General features: G+C 58.4%; 12 protein-coding genes. 7 read left to right on the top strand and 5 right to left on the bottom strand.

The genetic code is table 11. The annotated features are described in order from the left end of the window. The 3 genes from ureC to ureG all read left to right on the top strand — a co-directional run bounded on the left by ureC (position 1) and on the right by ureG (position 3338). Positions 1 to 1716: an urease subunit alpha gene (gene ureC / locus G536_RS0116150; RefSeq protein ID WP_022824644.1), complete on the top strand. Its 1716-nt coding sequence runs from the start codon at positions 1 to 3 to the stop codon at positions 1714 to 1716. Between the two features lie 23 nt (positions 1717 to 1739). Further along, positions 1740 to 2411 (top strand): urease accessory protein UreF, encoded by a 672-nt coding sequence (locus G536_RS0116145; protein WP_022824643.1) that lies wholly within the window; start codon positions 1740 to 1742, stop codon positions 2409 to 2411. A gap of 171 nt (positions 2412 to 2582) precedes the next feature. Continuing rightward, positions 2583 to 3338 carry an urease accessory protein UreG gene (gene ureG / locus G536_RS28305; protein ID WP_051167022.1) on the top strand — a complete coding sequence of 252 codons (756 nt, stop codon included), beginning with the start codon at positions 2583 to 2585 and terminating at the stop codon, positions 3336 to 3338. Positions 3339 to 3365: 27 nt separating this feature from the next. On the opposite strand, the gene G536_RS0116135 is transcribed toward ureG, so the two are convergent. Then, on the bottom strand, positions 3366 to 4229 hold the full coding sequence (locus G536_RS0116135) for an urease accessory protein UreD (RefSeq protein WP_084708660.1): 864 nt from the start codon (positions 4227 to 4229) through the stop codon (positions 3366 to 3368). Between the two features lie 194 nt (positions 4230 to 4423). Here G536_RS0116135 and G536_RS30790 point away from each other — a divergent pair, with 194 nt between their 5' ends. From G536_RS30790 to G536_RS0116120, 3 genes are all read left to right on the top strand, one after another. Continuing rightward, positions 4424 to 5347 carry a helix-turn-helix domain-containing protein gene (locus G536_RS30790; protein WP_022824640.1) on the top strand — a complete coding sequence of 308 codons (924 nt, stop codon included), beginning with the start codon at positions 4424 to 4426 and terminating at the stop codon, positions 5345 to 5347. 126 nt (positions 5348 to 5473) lie between these two features. After that, positions 5474 to 5935 (top strand): hypothetical protein, encoded by a 462-nt coding sequence (locus G536_RS0116125; protein WP_022824639.1) that lies wholly within the window; start codon positions 5474 to 5476, stop codon positions 5933 to 5935. 8 nt (positions 5936 to 5943) lie between these two features. Then, positions 5944 to 6258 (top strand): DUF3817 domain-containing protein, encoded by a 315-nt coding sequence (locus G536_RS0116120; protein WP_022824638.1) that lies wholly within the window; start codon positions 5944 to 5946, stop codon positions 6256 to 6258. A gap of 154 nt (positions 6259 to 6412) precedes the next feature. Here G536_RS0116120 and G536_RS0116115 read toward each other — a convergent pair whose 3' ends face one another. Then, the gene (locus G536_RS0116115) at positions 6413 to 7123 is read right to left on the bottom strand and encodes a dienelactone hydrolase family protein (RefSeq protein WP_022824637.1); all 711 of its coding nucleotides are present in this window, start codon (positions 7121 to 7123) and stop codon (positions 6413 to 6415) included. A 52-nt stretch (positions 7124 to 7175) separates the two neighbouring features. After that, on the bottom strand, positions 7176 to 9863 hold the full coding sequence (locus G536_RS28295) for an MGH1-like glycoside hydrolase domain-containing protein (RefSeq protein WP_022824636.1): 2688 nt from the start codon (positions 9861 to 9863) through the stop codon (positions 7176 to 7178). Positions 9864 to 10075: 212 nt separating this feature from the next. Here G536_RS28295 and G536_RS0116105 point away from each other — a divergent pair, with 212 nt between their 5' ends. After that, positions 10076 to 10624: a hypothetical protein gene (locus G536_RS0116105; protein ID WP_022824635.1), complete on the top strand. Its 549-nt coding sequence runs from the start codon at positions 10076 to 10078 to the stop codon at positions 10622 to 10624. A gap of 39 nt (positions 10625 to 10663) precedes the next feature. Here the strand turns inward: G536_RS0116105 and G536_RS0116100 are convergent, their stop codons facing one another. Together G536_RS0116100 and G536_RS0116095 are read right to left on the bottom strand one after the other, a co-directional pair. Further along, positions 10664 to 13123 carry a M1 family metallopeptidase gene (locus G536_RS0116100; RefSeq protein ID WP_022824634.1) on the bottom strand — a complete coding sequence of 820 codons (2460 nt, stop codon included), beginning with the start codon at positions 13121 to 13123 and terminating at the stop codon, positions 10664 to 10666. A gap of 325 nt (positions 13124 to 13448) precedes the next feature. Then, positions 13449 to 19349 (bottom strand): Ig-like domain-containing protein, encoded by a 5901-nt coding sequence (locus tag G536_RS0116095; protein ID WP_022824633.1) that lies wholly within the window; start codon positions 19347 to 19349, stop codon positions 13449 to 13451. Positions 19350 to 19766: the final 417 nt, after the last annotated feature.

Below are 19766 nucleotides of genomic sequence, written 5' to 3'. Positions count from 1 at the left end.
ATGTCCCTTCCCATCAACCGGCAGGCGTACGCCGATATGTACGGCCCCACCACCGGCGACAAAGTGCGCCTCGGCGACACGGATTTGCTGATTGAAGTCGAGCAGGACTACACGGTGTATGGCGAGGAATGCAAGTTCGGGGGTGGCAAGGTGCTGCGCGACGGCATGGGCCAGGCCGCCGGCATTGCGCAGGCCGACGCGCTGGATTTACTGATTACCAACGCCCTAGTCGTGGACTACACCGGCATCTACAAGGCCGATATTGGTATCAAGCACGGGCGGATAGCTGGCATCGGCAAGGCGGGCAACCCACACATTATGCCCGGCGTGACGCCCGGCATGGTAGTGGGCGTGACTACCGAAGTTATTGCCGGCGAAGGCCAGATTCTGACGGCGGGGGCCATTGATTGCCACATTCACTTCATCAGTCCGCAGCAGATACCGGAGGCACTGGCCTCGGGCATTACCACGATGGTGGGCGGCGGTACAGGTCCGGCAGCCGGCACTACGGCTACCACCTGCACACCGGGCGCGTTCTACCTGGAAATGATGATGCGCGCCACCGAGGCGTATCCGCTGAACTTCGGCTTCCTGGGCAAAGGCAACACCTCCCGCCCCGAAGGTTTGATTGAGCAGGTGGAAGCCGGCGCGCTGGGCTTCAAGTTGCACGAAGACTGGGGCACCACGCCCGCCGCCATCGACCAGTGCCTCAGTATTGCCGAGCAGTACGATGTGCAGGTGTGCATCCATACTGACACACTCAACGAAAGCGGCTTTGTGGAAACCAGCACTGCCGCTTTCAAGGGCCGCACCATCCACGCCTACCACACCGAGGGCGCCGGCGGCGGCCACGCCCCCGACATCATCAAGATTTGCGGCGAGCCGAACGTCATTCCCTCGTCCACCAACCCCACCCGGCCCTTCACGGTCAACACCATTGATGAGCATCTGGACATGCTCATGGTGTGCCACCACCTCGACCGGAACATCCCCGAGGACGTGGCCTTTGCCGAAAGCCGCATCCGGGGCGAAACCATTGCCGCCGAGGATATTCTGCACGACATGGGCGCGCTCAGCATCATCAGCTCCGATTCGCAGGCTATGGGCCGGGTAGGCGAAGTGCTGACCCGCACCTGGCAAACCGCCCACAAAATGGCCCAGCAGCGCGGCCCCCTCCCCGAAGACGCCGGCCGCGGCCACCACAATTTTCGGGTGAAGCGCTACGTGGCCAAGTACACCATCAACCCCGCCCGCGCCCACGGTTTCGCCGACGAAGTAGGTTCCATAGAGCTAGACAAGCTTGCCGATTTGGTGCTCTGGAAGCCGCAGTTTTTCGGCGCCCGCCCCGAGATGATTATCAAGGGCGGCGTGATTGTGCAGTCCCAAATGGGCGACGCCAACGCCTCCATCCCAACGCCGCAGCCAGCCTTCTCGCGGCCCATGTTTGGCTCCCTAGGTTCAGCCATCGGCCCGACGTCAATGGTGTTTGTCTCGCAGGCCTCGGTGGCGCACGTGCAGGCAAAATATGGCCTGACCAAGCAGGTAATAGCGGTGAAAGGTTGCCGCACCGTGGCTAAGAAAGACATGGCGCTTAACGACTACCTACCCAATATCGAAGTGGACCCGGAAACCTACCGCGTAACCGTGGACGGCGTGCACATCACCTGCGAACCAGCCACCAAGCTGCCGCTGGCGCAGTTGTATAACTTATTTTAACGGGAGGCTTCCTTTCAGAATCTATGCAATTCGTTCGGCTGCTGCACCTTGTGGATTCCGCCTTGCCGACTGGCTCGTTTGCCTACTCGTATGGGTTGGAGAGCAGCTTCACCTTCGGTCTGGTGAAAACGCCTGCCGATTTTCGGCAGCAGCTGTATGCGTATTTGCAGCAGGCGGCCAGCTTGGAACTCCCATTTATCCACTCCTGCTTTACGCTGCCGGAGCTGGGCCAGGACCTGCGGCAACTAGCCGAAGAATACGATGCGCAGCTGCTGGTACCGGCGCTGCATCGGGCTAGTATTACGCAGGGCAAAACATGGCTGAAGCTGCTAACGTCCTTCTACCCGGCAGCCCAACTACCGGAAATAAGCGCGTGGTTCACAGCCCAGGGGCTTCCGTTGCATTTCACTGTCAGCTTTACACTGGCGCTGAAACGGGCTGGTTTCGCGCTACCCGATTTGCAGGCCGTGTATCTGCACATGGCCCTGCGCGACCAGCTTAGTGCGGCCATCCGGCTCGGTTTCCTAGGGCCGTTGGAAGGCCACCGCCTCCAGCACGATTTCTATGCGGTGTTCGAGCATTTACTGGCCGAGCACGGCAGCAAGCACTACCAAGAAGCAACCCGTTCGGCCTTCCTACTAGATACCGCTCAGCTATTGCATGAAGATATTTACTCGAAGCTCTTTCAAAACTGATTATATGCTAGTGAGTTAGAACGTCATGCAGAGCGCCGCGAAGCATCTCGCCTGCTGACACCAGGGCTAGTACTGCTACATCAGCAGGCGAGATGCTTCGCGGCGCTCTGCATGACGGGCAACTCTAAGCAACAATTTCACCTTTTAAAAACCCAAGACTTCCTCTTCATTATGGCTTTTGCTGATAAACTTGCCCTGCTGCTCCACGGTCACACGCACGAGGTAATGGAGTCGCCGGGCGACTTTGCCGAGCGGGAAACGCGCCGGCTGCCCTCCTACCGCAACTTCCGCAAGCGCGCTTTCACGGTGGGCATTGGCGGGCCGGTGGGCACAGGCAAAACGGCGCTGCTCAAGGCGCTATGTGAGCGGCTGCGCAATGAGTTCGAGCTGGGCGTGGTCACCAACGACATCTTCACCCGCGAAGACGCCGAATTTCTGATTAGGAACAGTGCCCTGAGTGCCGACCGGATTGTGGGCGTGGAAACCGGCGGGTGCCCGCACGCGGCTATCCGGGAAGATATTTCGGTGAACATGGACGCGCTGGAAGACCTGATGGTGCGCTTCCCGACCCTGGATTTGCTGTTCGTGGAAAGCGGCGGCGACAACCTAGCTGCCCACTTCAGCCGCGAGCTAGTGGACTATTCCATCTACGTCATCGACGTATCCGGGGGCGACAAAATCCCGCGCAAAGGTGGCCCCGGCATCACCCAATCGGACCTGCTGGTCATCAACAAAATCGACCTCAAGGACCTGATTCGGGCTGACCTCGGCGTGATGGAACGTGACTCGAAACGGATGCGCGGCGAAGGCCCCTTCCTGTTCGCCCGCGCCCTCGACGGCTTTGGCCTCGACGAAATCATCAACCACATTCACGCCGCCAAAGCCCGTGCTTTTGCTTCTGTAAGCGAAGACCGGCGGCCTCGCTAGGAAGATCTACTTCCTGGCTGCATATCGTCAGTACTTGCGGGCCAGGGGATTATAGTTGAAAAAGGCTCCTTCGGCTAGCCCTGCCAGCAGGTGGGCGCACAGCGGCTGCAAGGCCTGGCGGCTGGGCGCACTGGCCCGGAGCACGTACACGCCCGGCCGGGCCTGGGCCACGGCTACCAGGCAGTCGTAGCCGCTCAAGTCGAATTGCGGGGTGTCAGGCAGAGGCAGCCGAAGCTGTTCGAGCAGCGCGGCCAAGCGAGTGAAACGCGGGTCAGTGGGGTTGCCCACTAGGTACAGCGAGAAGTTGGTTTGATAGGTCCCAAAGTTGGCTGGCGACGTAGCAATATGCTCGGTTGGGCAGAAGCTGAACCGATCCAGCAGCACCAGACGGCCTTCGCGGCGCACTTGCAACTCCGAGAAAAACGAGTGAAACTCGAACTTCTCCCCGATATCCATGCGGCCCGAATGCAGCCAGTCCACCACCACCAGCAGCGAATTGGCAGCCAGGTTCCAGTGCTGAAGCTGGCGGTAGCGGCTGCCGGCCTGCGGTACCACGGGGTCGGGAAAAACCACGGCCAGCGCATCGTCGGTTAGCTCACCAACCACCTGCTGCTCCGCCACCTGCCCGTCAATTGATTTGAAAATTTTGGTATTCGACTGCGAACTGACAAACAGCCGTGTGCCCGCGCCCCCTTTGATGCGCAGCCGGATAGAATCGCCGGCTACCATGCCGCCGCCGTAGCTGGACAGCACTACGTGGCACGAACTGTTGGGCGCGGCAGGGTTTAGTAGCTTGAGGGGCTGCAAGTTGCGGCAAGTAACCAGCCGGTTGCGGCCTTGTACCTGCGCCACTTCCAGCTCGCTCCAATCCATATCAATAGCAGAGGGCATTCGGCAGGGGTTAGGCTGCAATATAGCGCCGAGTGGTAGCTACCCCACTTTTGGCGCACTGCTTCGGCAAGCTTGTTGGTGCGCCGCTTGCGTTGCTGAACAGTATGGCTAAAGTATAGCGGCCGGCTACCCGTCCCTATCAAGGAACTTACTGCCGACGCAGATGAAACTAGCAGTCGACTCTTGTCAATTCTATGCCATCCTCGCCTTCCAAGCCCATCGTCACTTATCATACCAGCAGCTTCCTGGAGCAGTTTATGCAGGATCCAGCAGCCTTCAAAAAGCTGCGCATGGAGGGTTCAGAGTGGTTTTTTATTGTGGCTATAGAGCAAATGTACCAGGAGTTCAGGCAAGCTATTCCACCTTCGCGCGCCACGGCACATAGCCTGCTCTACCTCACATCGGGAGTGGCGCGCATGCGCATCGGCAACGAGCAGTACACCATCCGGCAGCATGAGCTCCTGCTAGTACGAGCTGGGCAGCTCTATTCTTTTGAGCCTGGCGACGAGAATACCGGTTTCCTAATCCACTTCCGCCACGATATGCTGCTGGCTAAGCTCAACGCCACCGATGTCCCGCTGGCCTTCGAGTTTCTGGAGTTTTGGGGCCGACCCTTCATTGCACTTGATGCTGAGACGGCCGGCTTTGTGGAAGGCGTGCTGCAACGCCTACTAGCCGAGTACAACGCCCGCGAATTACAGTATCCCGATATTCTGCGGGCTTACCTGCTGGCACTGCTGCACGAGCTGAACCGGGCCTACATGGCTGCTCCCGTGGCACCACAATCCACAGCGCTGGTTATCACCAATCGGTTCAAGCAGCTGGTTACCAATTCTTTGCAATCAGCCTATTCTATTAGCAACTATGCCAGCTTGCTGCACATCACGCCCAACCACCTCACCAAATCGGTGCGCAGCGTCACGGGCAAGTCGCCAATGAAATGGCTGGAGGAGAGCATGGTGCTGGAAGCCAAGGTGCTGCTTTTCCAAAGTTCACTGTCGGTGAGCGAAATAGCCAGCGAAGTAGGGGTAGCTGACTCGTCGTATTTCAGCCGGCTGTTCAAGAAGCATACCGGCGTGTCGCCGCTGGCTTTTCGCAGAATGAGTGAAAAGTCCTGATTTCGGCTTTTCCTGTGCTAACGGCAGCTGGCAGCCAACCCGACCTTTGTGGCTTCTGCGTGGCCAGCCCCATGTTTTAGCGGGCGGCTACTTCGGTTTTGCTACTTATTTACTGGCTGCTTCGCTGTGTATTCCACTTTGTTGTTTCTGCATTCCTTGGGCCGCTGGGCGGTACTGGGTGGGCTGGTGTACGGAATTATTCGGGCCTACCGAGGCTGGCTCGGCAATCAGCCGTTTACCTCGCTCGACAACACCGTTCGGCACTCGGTTGCTACGGTTGCGCACGTGCAGCTGATGCTGGGCTACGCACTGTATTTTGTGACCCCATTGCTGCAAACGTTTCATTTGCGAGACACTGAGCACGACCCCGGCACCTTGTTTTTCGGCTTCCAGCACGTCGTGGTCATGACGGTGGCTGTTGTGGTTCTGACTATTGGCTCGGCGCGGGCCAAACGCCAGCCAAGCAGCGCCGCGCAATTCCGCACAATGGCGCTGTGGTTTACGGCCGCGCTGCTACTGATTTTTCTGGCTATTCCGTGGCCCTTTTCGCCCCTTCCCAACCGCCCGTATTTCCGTTTTCCCTTTTAAGCTCACTGATGTTGAAATCCCCTATTGGCCGCCTCCGGCTGCTTGGCCTGCTGGAAGGCCTTTCCCTCTTATTACTGGTTGGTGTGGCCGTTCCGCTCAAGTATTTATCCCACGACCCGAGCCTGGTTCGGGCGATAGGACCCGTGCACGGCTTGCTGTTTCTGCTCTTCGTGCTGAATACGTTGCGCGTAGGCGTTGAGTATCACTGGCGCTTCGCAACAACTACCTGGAAAGTGTTGCTTGCCTGTGTTGTGCCGTTTGGCACGTTCTACGTCGACCGCAAAATCCTGGCCCCAATGCAGAGAAACGAAACAGGCTCTTAATACTCAAAGCCAGAAATAAATTTACAAACACTTATTAAACAATAGCTTGCATAAAAAAGCCGCAGTATGCTAATGCCGCTCAGTGGTAACGGTACTAGCATCCTGCGGCTTTTCAGCAGCACGGATTTCGGGCGGCGTTATCTATGCAAGCAGTTTATTGCCCCAGCTTTTCGCGGAAGAAGGCCAGTGTCAGGGCCCAGGCTTCGGCGGCGGCTTGGGGGTGGTAGCTGGGCCGCTCGTCGCAATGAAAACCGTGGTCGGCGTAGGAAATAACGGTGTTGATGTAGGGCTTGCCGGCGGCATCTACGGCTTCGGTTACTTCCGCAATATGCGCCTTACTGATGTGCTGGTCGAGGCCGCCCCAGAAGAACAAGTGCGGCGCGTGTAGGTCGGCGGCGCGGTCTTTCAGCAGGTGCGTGCCCCCACCGTAATATGACACGGCCGCCGCCAGCGGCAGCACGGCATTGGCCAGAAACGACACCCGCCCGCCCAGGCAAAACCCGATGCTCCCGATTTTGTCGGCTATTACCTGGTTTTGCGCCTGCAACCAAGCGTGAGCGGCCTGCAAATCGGCGGTCAGGCCTTCGGGCGTAATGGCCTGAAAGTGTGGTGCAGCACTGGCAAAGTCGTTGTAAGGAATTTCCAGACCCGGCGCAGCAGTGCGGTGAAACAACTCAGGAGCTATAACCACGTAACCGGCCGCTGCCAGCCGGTCGGCTACGTTGCGGATGTGGCCATTTACACCAAAAGCTTCCTGCAACAAAATGATGCCAGGCCGCGGGCTAGGCGCGGTGGGGAAAGCAGTGTAGGCTTGCAGGCTGGTGCCATCGGGGGCGTGCAGCGCAACGGCGTGGGGGTAGCTCATAGAACTGGTTTGCTGATGATTAGAAGTTGAGTATTGAAAACCAGCACCGTCTTTACGTGGCACTTGCTTCCTGAGAAGCGGGCACCGCCACGTTTTGTTGCGCAACGGAGCCCTCGACGGCGGCTTCGGCCTGCTGCAAAAGACGCACAATTAGGCCGGTCCAGCCGGTTTGGTGGTTGGCACCTAGGCCGTACCCATTGTCGCCGTTGAAATACTCGTGAAACAGCAGGTTGTTCTGGAAATGAGGGTCGGTTTGCAGCAGCTCGTAGTTGCCGAAGGCCGCCCGCCGCCCATCCGCATCTTTGAGCAGCAGCCCCGCTAGGCGCTGAGCCAGAGCATCGGCCACCTGCTTGAGGTTGAGCTGCTTACCGGAGCCCGTAGGATATTCTACCAGCAGCGAATCGCCGTAGTAGAAGTGAAATTTCTGCAACGACTCGATAATGAGGTAGTTGATGGGAAACCAGATGGGCCCGCGCCAGTTGGAATTGCCCCCAAACATGCTCGATTCGGCCTCGCCGGGCACGTAGCTCACCGAGAAGTCGTCTTCTTCGGTGCTGAACACATACGGGTGCTCCAGGTGGTAGCGCGACATGCCCCGGATACCGTGCCCGGCCAAGAACTCAGTTTCGTCGAGCATGCGCGTGAGGATGCGGGTGAGGCGCTGGCGACGCAGCAGCCCCACCATGTGACGGGTGTTGCGGCCGGGCTCTTCCCAGCGGGCCACCAGTTGCGCCAGATAAGGCCGGTTAGACAGCAGCCAAGTGGCACGGGCCGTAAACTCGGGCAGGCTGTCCAGCACGTCCTGCTCCACCACTTCCACCGCAAATAGCGGAATCAGGCCCACAATGGAGCGCACTTTGAGCTTGGTACGCACCCCGTCGGGGGTGTGCAGCACATCGTAGTAGAAGCCGTCTTCTTCGTCCCAGAGGTTGAACTGGCCGTCGCCGCCGCGGGTCATGGCATCGGCAATGTAGAGGAAGTGCTCGAAGAACTTGCTGGCCATCTCCTGATACACCGGGTTTGTTTGGGCCAATTCCATGGCCATGCGCATCATGTTCAAAGCAAACATGGCCATCCAGCTGGTACCATCGCTCTGCTCGATGAAGCCCCCGGTGGGCAGCGGCGCGCTTCTATCAAACACCCCAATATTGTCGAGGCCCAGGAAACCGCCCTCGAAGATATTCCGCTCACTCTTGTCTTTGCGGTTCACCCACCAGGCAAAGTTCAGAGCCAACTTATGAAACATGGCTTCCAGAAAAACCCGGTCGGCGGTGCCGGTGCGCTTTTTATCCATCTGGTACACGCGCCAGGTAGCCCAGGCGTGCACCGGCGGGTTCACGTCGGAGAAATTCCACTCGTAGGCCGGCAGCTGGCCGTTGGGGTGCATGTACCAGTCGCGGGTGAAGAGGCGCAGCTGCTGCTTGGCAAACTCCGAGTCGATCATGGCCAGCGGCAGGCAGTGGAAGGCTGAATCCCAAGCCGCGTACCACGGGTATTCCCATTTGTCGGGCATCGAGATGATGTCGGCATTGTGGAGGTGGCGCCAGTTGCTGTTGCGGCCCGCCCGGCGGCGCGGCGAGGCCATATTGCCCTTCGGGTCGCCATCAAGCCAGCGGGCCACATCGTAGTAGTAGAACTGCTTGCTCCAGAGCATGCCGGCAAAGGCTTGGCGCTGCACGTTGCGGGCGTCGGGGTCGGTCAGGTTTTCCTGGAGGCAGTCGTAGAACTCATCGGCTTCGAGGCGGCGCGTGGCGAATACCTGGTCGAAATCGTAGAACGGCGCTTCCAGCCCACCGGCATTCAGGCGCAGGCGCACTACCCGCGGCACATTCGGCGACACCCGAAGCTTGTAGTGGGCAGCGGCTTTGGTGCCCTGCTGGTTGGCATTGAGGGCAGCGGTACGACCCGCCACCACGTAGTCGTTGATGCCATCTTTGTAGGTAGCCGGGCCGTGGGGCAGCTCGCCGTGGAGCTTGGGGTTGGTGTCGTTTTCGCAGAACAACAGGTCTGGCTGCTGGTCGCAGTAGAGCTGGTAGCTACCCAGCTTTTCGTGCTCAATGCCCACCGTAGCCGGCCCAGTTTCGCGCATGGCCGGCCGATAGTCATCGTGGCCCCAACTCCAGGTGTTGCGGAACCAGAGCTGCGGCAGCAGGTGCAGCTTGGCCGTGCGGGGGCCGCGGTTGTGCACCGTTATCTGCACCAGCAGGTCGTCGGGGCCGGCTTTGGCGTATTCCACTACCACATCGAAGTAGCGGCTGTCGTTGAAGATTTCAGTATCAAGCAACTCAAACTCCGGGTCCTGGCGCGTACGGCTGGCGTTTTCCGCTACCAGCTCTTCGTATGGAAATTCTCCCTGCGGATACTTATACAGCATCTTCATGTAGGAGTGCGTGGGCGTGCTGTCGAGGTAGTAGTACAGCTCTTTCACGTCCTCGCCCCGGTTGCCTTGGCCGTTGGTTAGCCCAAACAGGCGCTCTTTGATGATGTGGTCCCGGCCGTTCCACATACCCACCGAGAAGCACAACAGCTGCTGGTCGTCGGAGAGGCCGGCAATGCCTTCCTCGCCCCAGCGGTAGGCGTAGCTGCGGGCCATGTCGTGGGTGATGTAGTCCCAAGCGTTGCCGTCCGAGCTGTAGTCTTCGCGGACGGTGCCCCACTGGCGCTCGGTGAGGTAGGGCCCAAACTGTTTCCAGGCAATTTTCTGCGTGTTGGCTTCTTCTAGGCGTAGTTGTTCCTGCATGATACAAGGTGGCTGCTCGGCGCAAAGGTACGGCACACGCCACGGAGCGGCCGGCGGCCAGCTATGGGCAGCGGAGCAGACAGCAGTAGATGCGGGGGAAGGCAGGGCCGTTCGGTTGCGCCGAATGAAGTTCTGCCGTACTGGTTTTTCAGCGGCAGGGTTGCTACAGTGGCGGTTGGCACTATCTTAACCTCTATAGTTAACGTGCTACAATGTCCTTCTTGCTCCGATTAAAGTCCTGGCAACTATTTACCCTAATTGCATTACCACTTGTAATACAAGCACTTATTGAAGCTACTACCACAAATCAAGTCGAATTGCCGCAATTTTACCAGGTCTGTTTCACAACATGCCTGGTTTTACTAATGGGGATGGTCTTTGGTTGGCTATGGGTAATTGGCAGTGCGCTTGCTCGGCTGCTATCCGATGCCTTTTCATTGCCAGTTTACTCGCTGAAGCTGGCTATTACATTACCATGCATCTATATTTTACTCCTTCAGGTAGAGGATATGAGCGAGCTTCTTGACGTTTCATTTACTCTATCTCTTGAATTTATTATTCCTGCTCACCTGATTTCGATGGCGGGCATTTTCTATAGTCTCTACTTTGCTGCGCGGGCTTTAAAAAGCGTGGAATTGCAACGTTCCGTTAGCTTCAACGACTTTCGCCGCGAATTTTTTCTACTCTGGTTCTTTCCCGTTGGCATTTGGCTAATCCAGCCGCGTATTAATCGATTATTCGCACTGAGCCGAGCCAACTAATAATCGGTTTCTCACCAAAACGGTATTTCTACTTCCCTCCTACTTGGCCGCCTGAATCTCCGCTACGGCCTGGTCAACCAGCGTGGTGGTGTGCGCGGCAGTTGGGCGGGTAGCGTGCTGTTGCTGCACCTGCCGCAGCAGTGCAATCAACCGGTCGGCATCAAGGTAGGGCTTGTAGCGCACGGTCAGGTCTTTGATGCGGGTGATGCCTTCGGTCAGGGACGTGGGGTCGTTGAGGCGGCCCAGGAGTTCCGCTACCCCGGACAGCATCTCTAAACGGCCATTTGGGTCGGCAGCATCGTATTTCGCCCGCACCAGCGGCCACTGCGCGAGGCTGCCGGCGCGGCCGTACACGTGCACCATCGCCACACTTAGGGCCCCTTTGTTATCGGCCTCGAAAGCAGTAGTGCGGGCCAGCGCCTGCTGGGCATCTAGTGGCAACAGCCCCTGGAGCGCCGCCCCTTGTACTCGGTACGACTTGCTGCTCAACGCCTGCTCAAACAGCTTAACGTAGCGCTTTTCCTTGAGCGTGCCCAAGCCCTTAAGAGCGACAGCTCGCACCGACAATGCCGCATCAGTAGCGGCCAGCCGGGCCAGGATAGGCGCGGCGGCGGTGCGCAGGACGGGGTTTTGAAGGTCGAGCAGTTCAACAGCCATTTCGCGCAGGGCGGGTGAGGCATCGGTGAGGCCGGCTACCAGAATTTGCCGGGCCAGTGGGTCGGGCAGCTGGGTTTTGGCGGCGCTCAGCGCCTCGCGCCGGTCGAGATACAGCGGGGCGTGGCGGTACTGGTAGGCGTAGGCGGCCAAGGGCTTATTGTCCTGTTTCTGCCATACCAGCGTCTTTTCGGCGTCCACGTTCACCAGGTCGGGCTGGCCGGACAGCGGCATCCGGAAGGTTTGGGTGGCTTCGGTCATCATCACGCGCTGGCGCCGGGGCTGGCCGTTCACGTAGTAATCTATGGCCAGCGGCAACTGGAAAGGTACGCCGGCCTGGCTCTGCTTCACCGTAACGGTCTGCACCTTCGCTGCGGCGTCCCAGGCGTAGTTGATGGTCACGACGGGGTGGCCGGCACGGTAGTACCACTGGTTGAAAAACCAGCTTAGGTCCTGGCCCGATACGTCTTCCAACGCCAGCCGCAGTTGGTGGGGCTCCCCTACCCCAAATGCTTGCCGGGTCAGATACTGCCGCAGGCCAGCAAAAAACACGTCGCTGCCTAGATAGGTGCGCAGCATGTTCAGGATGCTGCCGCCTTTCTGATAGGTCACGTTATCAAACATATCCTCCTTGTCGGCGTAGTGGTAGCGCGCCAGCTGCTTGTCGTAGTTGCCGGGGCTGCGCAGATAATTGCGCAGGCTCCGGTCGGCTTGGGCGGCGCCGGCATCAGGGCCGTAGGCGTGCTCTGCCCACAGCACCTCGCTGAAATTGGCAAACGACTCGTTCACGGTCAGGTTGCTCCAGCTTTCGGCCGTTACGTAGTCGCCAAACCAGTGGTGAAACAGTTCGTGAGCCACTTCGCGCTCCACCAACATGTAGTCCCAGTCCAATATTTCGCGGGCCGTACCTTGGGCATGCGGGCCGAACAAAGAGGCCGTGGTATTCTCCATGGCGCCGGCTACGTAGTCGCGCACCACCACCTGAGCGTACTTGTTCCAAGGATATTCCACCCCGAGCCGCTGCGAAAAGAACTCCAGCATGGCGGGCGTCTTGCCGAAAATTGCCTGCGCCTGCCCGGCATATTGGGGCTCTAGGTAGTAGCTAACTTCCTTGCCGCGCCAGGTTTCCTTGTGGATTTTGAAGTCACCCACAGCCATCATAAACAGATAGGGAGCGTGCGGCAATTCCATCTTCCAGATATCGGTGCGCAGGCCAGCCCCGGCGGACTTCTGACTGACTAGGGCGCCATTGCTGAGCGTGACGTACTTGGCTGGCACCGTCATGCTGATTTCCGAAGTCATCTTCTGGTTGGGCTTGTCAATAGTCGGGAACCAGGCCGAGTTAGATTCCGACTCGCCTTGGGTCCAGATTTGCACCGGCTTGCCCGCCACAGCACTGTCGGGATTAATGAAGTACAATCCCTTGGCTTCCCCAATAGCATCACTGCCTTTCAGCTTTAGTTCGTCGGGCTTGGCCGTGTACTCGATATAGATGGTGTACGCCGTACCCGGCGTTACCGTTTTGCCCAGGTTAACACGCAGGTTGCTTTGGTCATAGGCGTATTTGAGGGGCACTTGCTGCTCGCCGTTCATCAAGACTACGCGCTTGATGTTCATACCTTTGGCATCGAGTTGCAACGAATCGGTGGGGTAGCCGTGGGGCTTGAGCGTCACCCATTCCTGGCCATAGAGGTAGCGCTTGGCATAGTCGAAGCGCACGTCCAGCCTGGTATGCACCAAGTCGTTGATTTTACGAGGAGTGGCACGGTAGCTGGTGGCCGGCGTTTGGGCCACGACCGATGTGGCGCCGATCAGGCAACAGGTAAGCAGGAGGATATTGCGCATAGCAGAAGCAAGGTATGGTTACCTGCTTCCTGCCAGATGGCAACACACTAGAAACAGTTGCCTTACCAAGCTGCCTAGAACATAAATAACACTCCCCAACGTCTAGCTCTCCCACCGCGGCGCAGCCTAATCATCTCGCGTACTGATGTATGATTCTGATTCTCGTTGCAACATCAACACGCGAGGACGCTTTGTTGCGCTCTGCATGACGTTCGACAGTAGCTACTGTGTACATAGCTCACTTTAGTATAGAAGCTAAACCCCAGAAACAAAAAAGCCGCCACCCGAATGGGTGGCGGCTTTTTTTAGTTGCAGCCGAAGCTACTTAGTTTTTCACGAAGCGGCGAGTTTGCTGTACGCCGTTTTCACCGGTTACTTTCAGTAGATAGGCGCCTTGCGGCAGCTTCGATACATCCAGCGTAGCGTCCAGGGTGCTGTTTAGCACTTTGGTTAGGACCAGCGCACCGGTAGTCGAGTACACCGTTACTTGGCCCTTTTGCACGGCGGCCGTTAGCGTGAGGTGCAGCACATCGGTGGCGGGGTTAGGGTAGAGCGTCAGCTCTGGTGCGACCGTGCTCTGCCCGAAGCGTACCACCTGCACCGGCGTGTAGTTAACAGTGCCGTCCAGGTCTACCTGCTTGAGGCGGTAGTAGAGCGTGCTGGCAACAGCAGCGGCTTTTACATCAATGAAGCTATACTGCTGCCGGGTGGCGCTGTTGCCATGGCCAGCTACCGTACCCACTTTCTGGAAGCTGCGGCCATCGGCGGTGCGCTCCACCTCGAAGCCAGCGTTGTTTTTCTCGGTGGCCGTAGCCCAGGTCAGCAAGGCATCATTGCCTTTGGCCACGGCCTCGAAGCTGGATAAGGTAACCGGCAACGGCCGGGCCCCAATAGTAAACGTAACCGGCTGGGTGGTTACGCCGCCAAACTCGTCGGTGGTGGCCACGGTTACGGTGTAGGTGCCAGAAGCCAGCAGTAAGCGGTTGGCAACGGTTACGAGGCCAGTGTTAGCATTGAGGATGGTACCAGCCGGCAAGGCATTGCTACCCGAGGCCAGCGCCGCCGAGCGGATACCGTTGTCGGTGACTTCAGTTGCCGCATTGTACTCGCCGCCGTTGGCATCGAAGGCGCTAGTTAGCACGTCGCCGTTCTGGTATGGCACCGCGCCGCCTTTCACCGGACCAGCCGTGAACAAGGCTATGTTGTCTTGCCCAACTGGCAGCACGTAGGCAGTAACCCCCGAAGTAGCCGGCGTGGCCGAGTTATCGGTAGCCGTATAAGTGAAGTAGGCATTGCCCACGAAGTTCTGACCGTTGGTGTTGAGCGGGTCAGCGGGGTTGCTGTAGGGCCGGAAGTAAAGCTTATCAGCATCGGTAGCGGTAATCACCTGCCCGGCGGTTACGGCCGCGAAGCTTGCGCCATCGGTGCTGAAATACAGCGTACCCTGGGTAGTACTCGGCACCGATGCTAACGTGAACGAGGCAACAGAGCCATCGGCATCCCGGGCGCTCAGCGGCGACAGGCGCAGGTACGAGTCGGCGGTGTTGCCATCGGGGGCCGTGAGGCTATTTACGGTGGTGTTGGCCACCGGTGCCAAATTAGCCAGATTGGTAGTGTAGGTCTGGGTGTCGTCGGTGGTGCTTTGCGTCGAGTTGGTGGTTACGGTACCAGTTACGGGATACGAGGCCATACCAGCCGGGGCCGGGAACGTCACGGTATAGGCAGCCGAAGCGGCCTGACCGGCTTCCAGCGTACCAATAGCCGGGAACGTAACAGCGCCCGTAGCCGGCACGTAGGTTCCGCCACCCGACACGCTCACCGTGGCAGGATTGAGGTTGGCAGGAATCTGAGCTGAAAATACCACACCCTGTGCCGCCGAAGGGCCGTCGTTGAGGGCGCGCAGCAGGTAGGTAACCGGCTGGCCGGCTACCACCGAACCCGTCAGCACCGAGGCTTGGGTGCTTGGGCCCCGCACAACGGAGCGCAGGTTCAGCGCCGGCGTTATCGTCACGCTCGATACGTTGGTGTTGTTGGCAGGCGTACCATCACTGTTGTCTGAATTCACGCTGGCTACTGCCGTCAGCGGCCCAGTACCAGGGGCTGCTACCATCACCGTATTAGTGAGGGCATTGGCACTACCTACGCCCTGCAAGGCATACTGCCAGCTTACGATACCGGAAGCCGGGTCGTAGGTACCGCCGTTGGAAACCGTGACCGAACCAGCAGCCAACTGGGCTGGTAAGGCCACCCGCTGCACCACGGTGGTAGCCGCTGCCGGGCCGCTGTTGGTGGTCGTAACGGTGAACGTAACGGGCTGGCCAGGTACTTGGCTGGTGGTGTTGGCCTGCACAGTGGTAGCCATATCCACGATGACCGCGCCGGAGCGTGATACGCTAGTAGTAGCCGTAGAAGCGTTGTTGGTGCGGTTCAGGTCGTTGGTACCAGTGGTTACACTAGCTACCGCCGTGGCCGTAATGGCGGCTACGTCGGGGGCGTTGAAGGTGATAGTGCTGCTAGAGGTACCGCTGGCGCCTACTGGCACGTTGGTTTGGGCAGGCAGCGTCACGAGGCCGGTAGCGGCGTCATAGGCATTGGCAACCACTACGCCGGCCGCGTCACGCACCACTACATTCGTCAGGTTTACGGGCAAATACACGCTGGTTGATACGCTGCCGGCCACCGAGGTGCCCACGTTGCGCACATCCACTGAGTATACCACCGGCGTTCCGTTCACGGCCGTAGCCGGCCCGGAAATGCGGGCTACTACATCCGAGGCAGCAGTAGTAGCTACCGAAATGGTGCTGCTGTTGTTGGCTGGGGTGTTGTCGGCCGAGGTGGTAGTGGCGTAGCCAACCGCTGGGAACGAAGTGCCAGGAGCATCAAACGACACCATATTGGTCACCGACTGGCCGGGCGCCAGCGAGCTAATCACCGGATAGGCCAGCAGGGCCTGGTTAGGCTGCACATCCAGAGTACCTACCGAATTCGGCAGGATGTTGCTGGTATAGGTTAGGTTGGCTACGGCCGGTGGCATACGCACAAACTGCTGCACGTTAGCGGCCGGCATCAGGCCTTTGTTGATGGTGGTAATGGTGTACGTCACGCGCTGGCCGGCCGTAACGGTGGCCGGACCAGCCACTGTTGTTACTACATCGGCAGTAGGGTTGATGGTTACCATACTAGCCATTCCGTTGTCGGCCGTTACAGGGTCGGGGGTGGCCGTAACGGCGCTGGCGTGCAGCAGCAGCGGTCCGAAACCCGGCGCAGGCATCTGTACCGAGTTGACAACGGTAGCGCCGCTGGCCAAGCTCACCGGAGTGCTCCAGCTAACTACACCAGTGGCGGGGTCGTAGGTACCGCCGTTGGAAATGGTTAGGGTGGCAGGGTTCAAATCGGCAGGCAGCGACAAGCGCGGCTGCACGGCAGTAGCGGTGCCGGGGCCAGCATTGCTTGTGGTCAGATTCAGGGTCAGGGGCGCGGCGGCGGCCACGCTAGTTACGTTGCTGCCGTTGCTGGTTGTGGTGAGCGTGGAGTACACGTTAGCTGCCGTACCAGTGGCGGCATTCAGCACGGTGGAAGCCGTAGCGCTATTGTTGGCAGTTGACGACTCTCCCGCCAGGGCCGGCACTGTGGCCGAAGCCGTAACGGTACCCGCCGCTGCTACTATCAGGCTGATGGTATTGTTGCGGCTCTGGCCGGCCGGAATATCCTGGGCCGGGAACGTTACGATGGTGGTGTTGGCATTGCTGTCGTAAGTGGCGGTACCCATGTTAGAGATGAATAGCCCCTTGTGGTTGCCCGCCAGCGACACCGTTTGAACCACGCCGGTGGCGGCAGCCGGGCCGGCATTGCGGGTAACTACGCTGAAGGCGAAGGGCGTGCCCGCCCCGGCCGTGGCCGGGCTGCTGATGGTGGTGCTCAGGTCGAAGGCCGAACTGACATTTACCGTTACAACGGCCGTATTATCGGCCGTGCTCAGATCGGCGGTGCCGGCGGCCACAGCGGCCGTACCGGTGAAGGGGCCGTTGCCAGGCGCGCTGAACGTGACGCTGTTCGTAACGCTGCTGTTGCCGGCCAGCGAAGCTACCGTTGGGAAGGTTACCAAGCCCGTAGCCACATCGTAGCTGCCACCGTTTGAGAAAACAAGTGCGCCATTGGTGCCAGGGCCGGTCAGGCCGGCAGGTAGCTGCACGGTTGGGGCCACGCCGTCGGCGGCGGTGGTGCCGTTGTTGGTGGTTTGCACCGTGAAGGTCACCGGCTGGCCGGCGGCTACGGTGGCATTGTTAGCAGGAGCTGTTACGTTCACAACCAGGTCGGCGGTGGGCATCTGCACGGTTACTACCAGGCTGGCAGGGTTAGTGGGCGCTCCGCTGCCATCCAGCGCAACATACGAGGTTACAGCGGTGCCTATGAAGCCCGGTACGGGCGTGAACGTGACAACCCCTGTGCTAGGGTTTACAGCAAACGTGCCCTGATTGGCAATAGTGCGGGAGTTTTGCGTTCCAGCTTGCGTTGGATCAATATCAATAGAACTAGTGTTGAACGAGTTATTGCTGTCAGTGTCGATGTCATTGGCTAGCACGCTTACGACAGCTGGCACGTTGCGGGCAGTGGTGGCGGCATCGGCAATAGCCGTAGGGGCCAGATTGCAAGAGCCAAAGTACACGTCGTCCACGGCCAGGTCGTTGCCGCCGATGGCCGTGCTTACGTTCCGGATTTCCAGCACCGCCTGGGTGTTGTTGCCAGAAAACCAGATGTCGGAAAACGAAAACCAGGTATCCGGTGAGCGTTCCGCCTTGATAGTACCCGACACCGATTCGCCGTTGATAACAAAGCCCATTTCTGGAATACCGTCCCCGGTGGCTGGGGCAGGTGGCGGTAGCAGGTTGTTGAAGAAGGCCGAGAAGGTGTAGTAGCGGTTCGGCTGTACAGTCACCGTCTGCGAGTAGAAGGTACGGATGGCCGATGCGCCGTTTACAATCAGGAATTTGTCGTTGGTAACACCCGCCGTGTGGCCCGTGCCCTGAAAATTGGGGTGGTAAGTGGTGGCGTTGGAGCCGACCGTATAGGTTCCTTCCGGATACACGCCGGAATTGGTATTGCCGTTATAGGCGGTGGCTACGTAGCGGTAGGTGGTAGCAAAACCGGTATTGCCCGCGTTGAAATCGGCGTTGGCTATGAGGTTGGAACCCGAAGCCGAAGTACAAGCCGTGTTGGTGCTGTACACACGCAGGTTAACGGTGGCCGTACCGGAGCACTGGGAAGTGTTGCCAGTTGAGGAGTTGCACACGCGGTACGTGAAGCTGTCGGGGCCGGTGTAGTTGGTATTCGGCGAGTAGCGGTAAGTGCCGTCGGGGTTGAAGGTTACGCTGCCGTTGGCCGGGCTGGTAAGCAACGTCGCCGTGAAGGGATTCTGCTCCTCGTCGTAGTCATTGAGCACCACGTTGCCATTCACGGTGGTGTTGAGCGGCACATCGCGCGAGTCGTTTTTGGCTACCGGCTGTACTTTGCACCACGTCATTTGGCTGATGCCAATGGCTTGCTGCGCGGGGTTGGCGTTTGTAGTGCCGTTGCTATATGTAAGCACCAACTGGGTAATGGCCACTGGAAAGCTGACCGTTACCAAGCCTGTAGTGCTGCTAGTGTTGCTGATATCGGACAGGCCGGTTACCGTGTTGCCCGCTATAGTTTGGTAAGTTGTGTTGTAGGTGAAGCTGTTGGCCGGCAGGCTCACGAGGTTACCATTCACATCATACCCATCCAGCCGCACCTCATCAACAAAGCCCGGCGTAGTTCCTGCAGCCCGGTCGATGTCCTGTAGCGTAATAGTGTAGTTATACAGCGGCCGGCTGAAGGCCAAAGTGACCGAAGCGCTTTTGGCGGCACTGGAGCTATAGTCGGCAAACCATTCCAGGGTGTTGTAGTCCAGTTGCCGGCTTTCATCCCCCAGCCCCAGCAAGGTGCCGTACTGCCGCACCTGCAGGTAGCTGGCCGGAGAACTGGCCGCCGTGGTATAGCTGCCGGGCGTAACGTCGGTGAGGGTGCCGCCAATGTTGCTGCCCAGCGGATTATCCAGATTGGGGGCCGTGGTTATGTCCCAGTCTTCGCCGTTGCGGCTCCCGAGGTCTAGCGTGGTTGTGGCACCCGCCGGGCACTGCGCCTGCCCCGTGTGGGTGAGGCCGAGCCATCCCAACAGCAGTAGCGAAAAGCGTAAGGTTGTTTTCATAAGAGTAATAAATCGGAGAATTAGAACCTTGAATAACAGCTGCTCCTCACTCCCTTATCGAAACGGCTTCTTTCTCCCCGAATCAGACATCCTGCTCACCAATAATCCTGTGAACGGGAATTAAGGTCTTTGATTTTCACCTGCTACTCCATCACGAAGATAATTTCACGCTTTTCCATAATCTTATTTTCATTCTATTATTCTCAAAATAGAGCACCTATTCTCAATATAGTTTTCCTGCACTCGCAAATACCCAAATTTGGAAAATTATAGTGATACTAAGTGTAGCCAATCCATCTTTTTTTATAACTATTCTTCTTAACCACGAAAATCAATAAAGAGATTGAAAAAAGAATACATTGCATTACACATCAATGCTTTATGGATAAAATAAACACATAATTACTTATTACCTGA

Origin of the sequence: Hymenobacter norwichensis DSM 15439 (assembly GCF_000420705.1) — a bacterium.
GTDB classification, from domain to species: domain Bacteria; phylum Bacteroidota; class Bacteroidia; order Cytophagales; family Hymenobacteraceae; genus Hymenobacter; species Hymenobacter norwichensis.
Note: the sequence above shows the minus strand (reverse complement) of the source record. Positions and strands in the feature narration are given on the sequence as shown.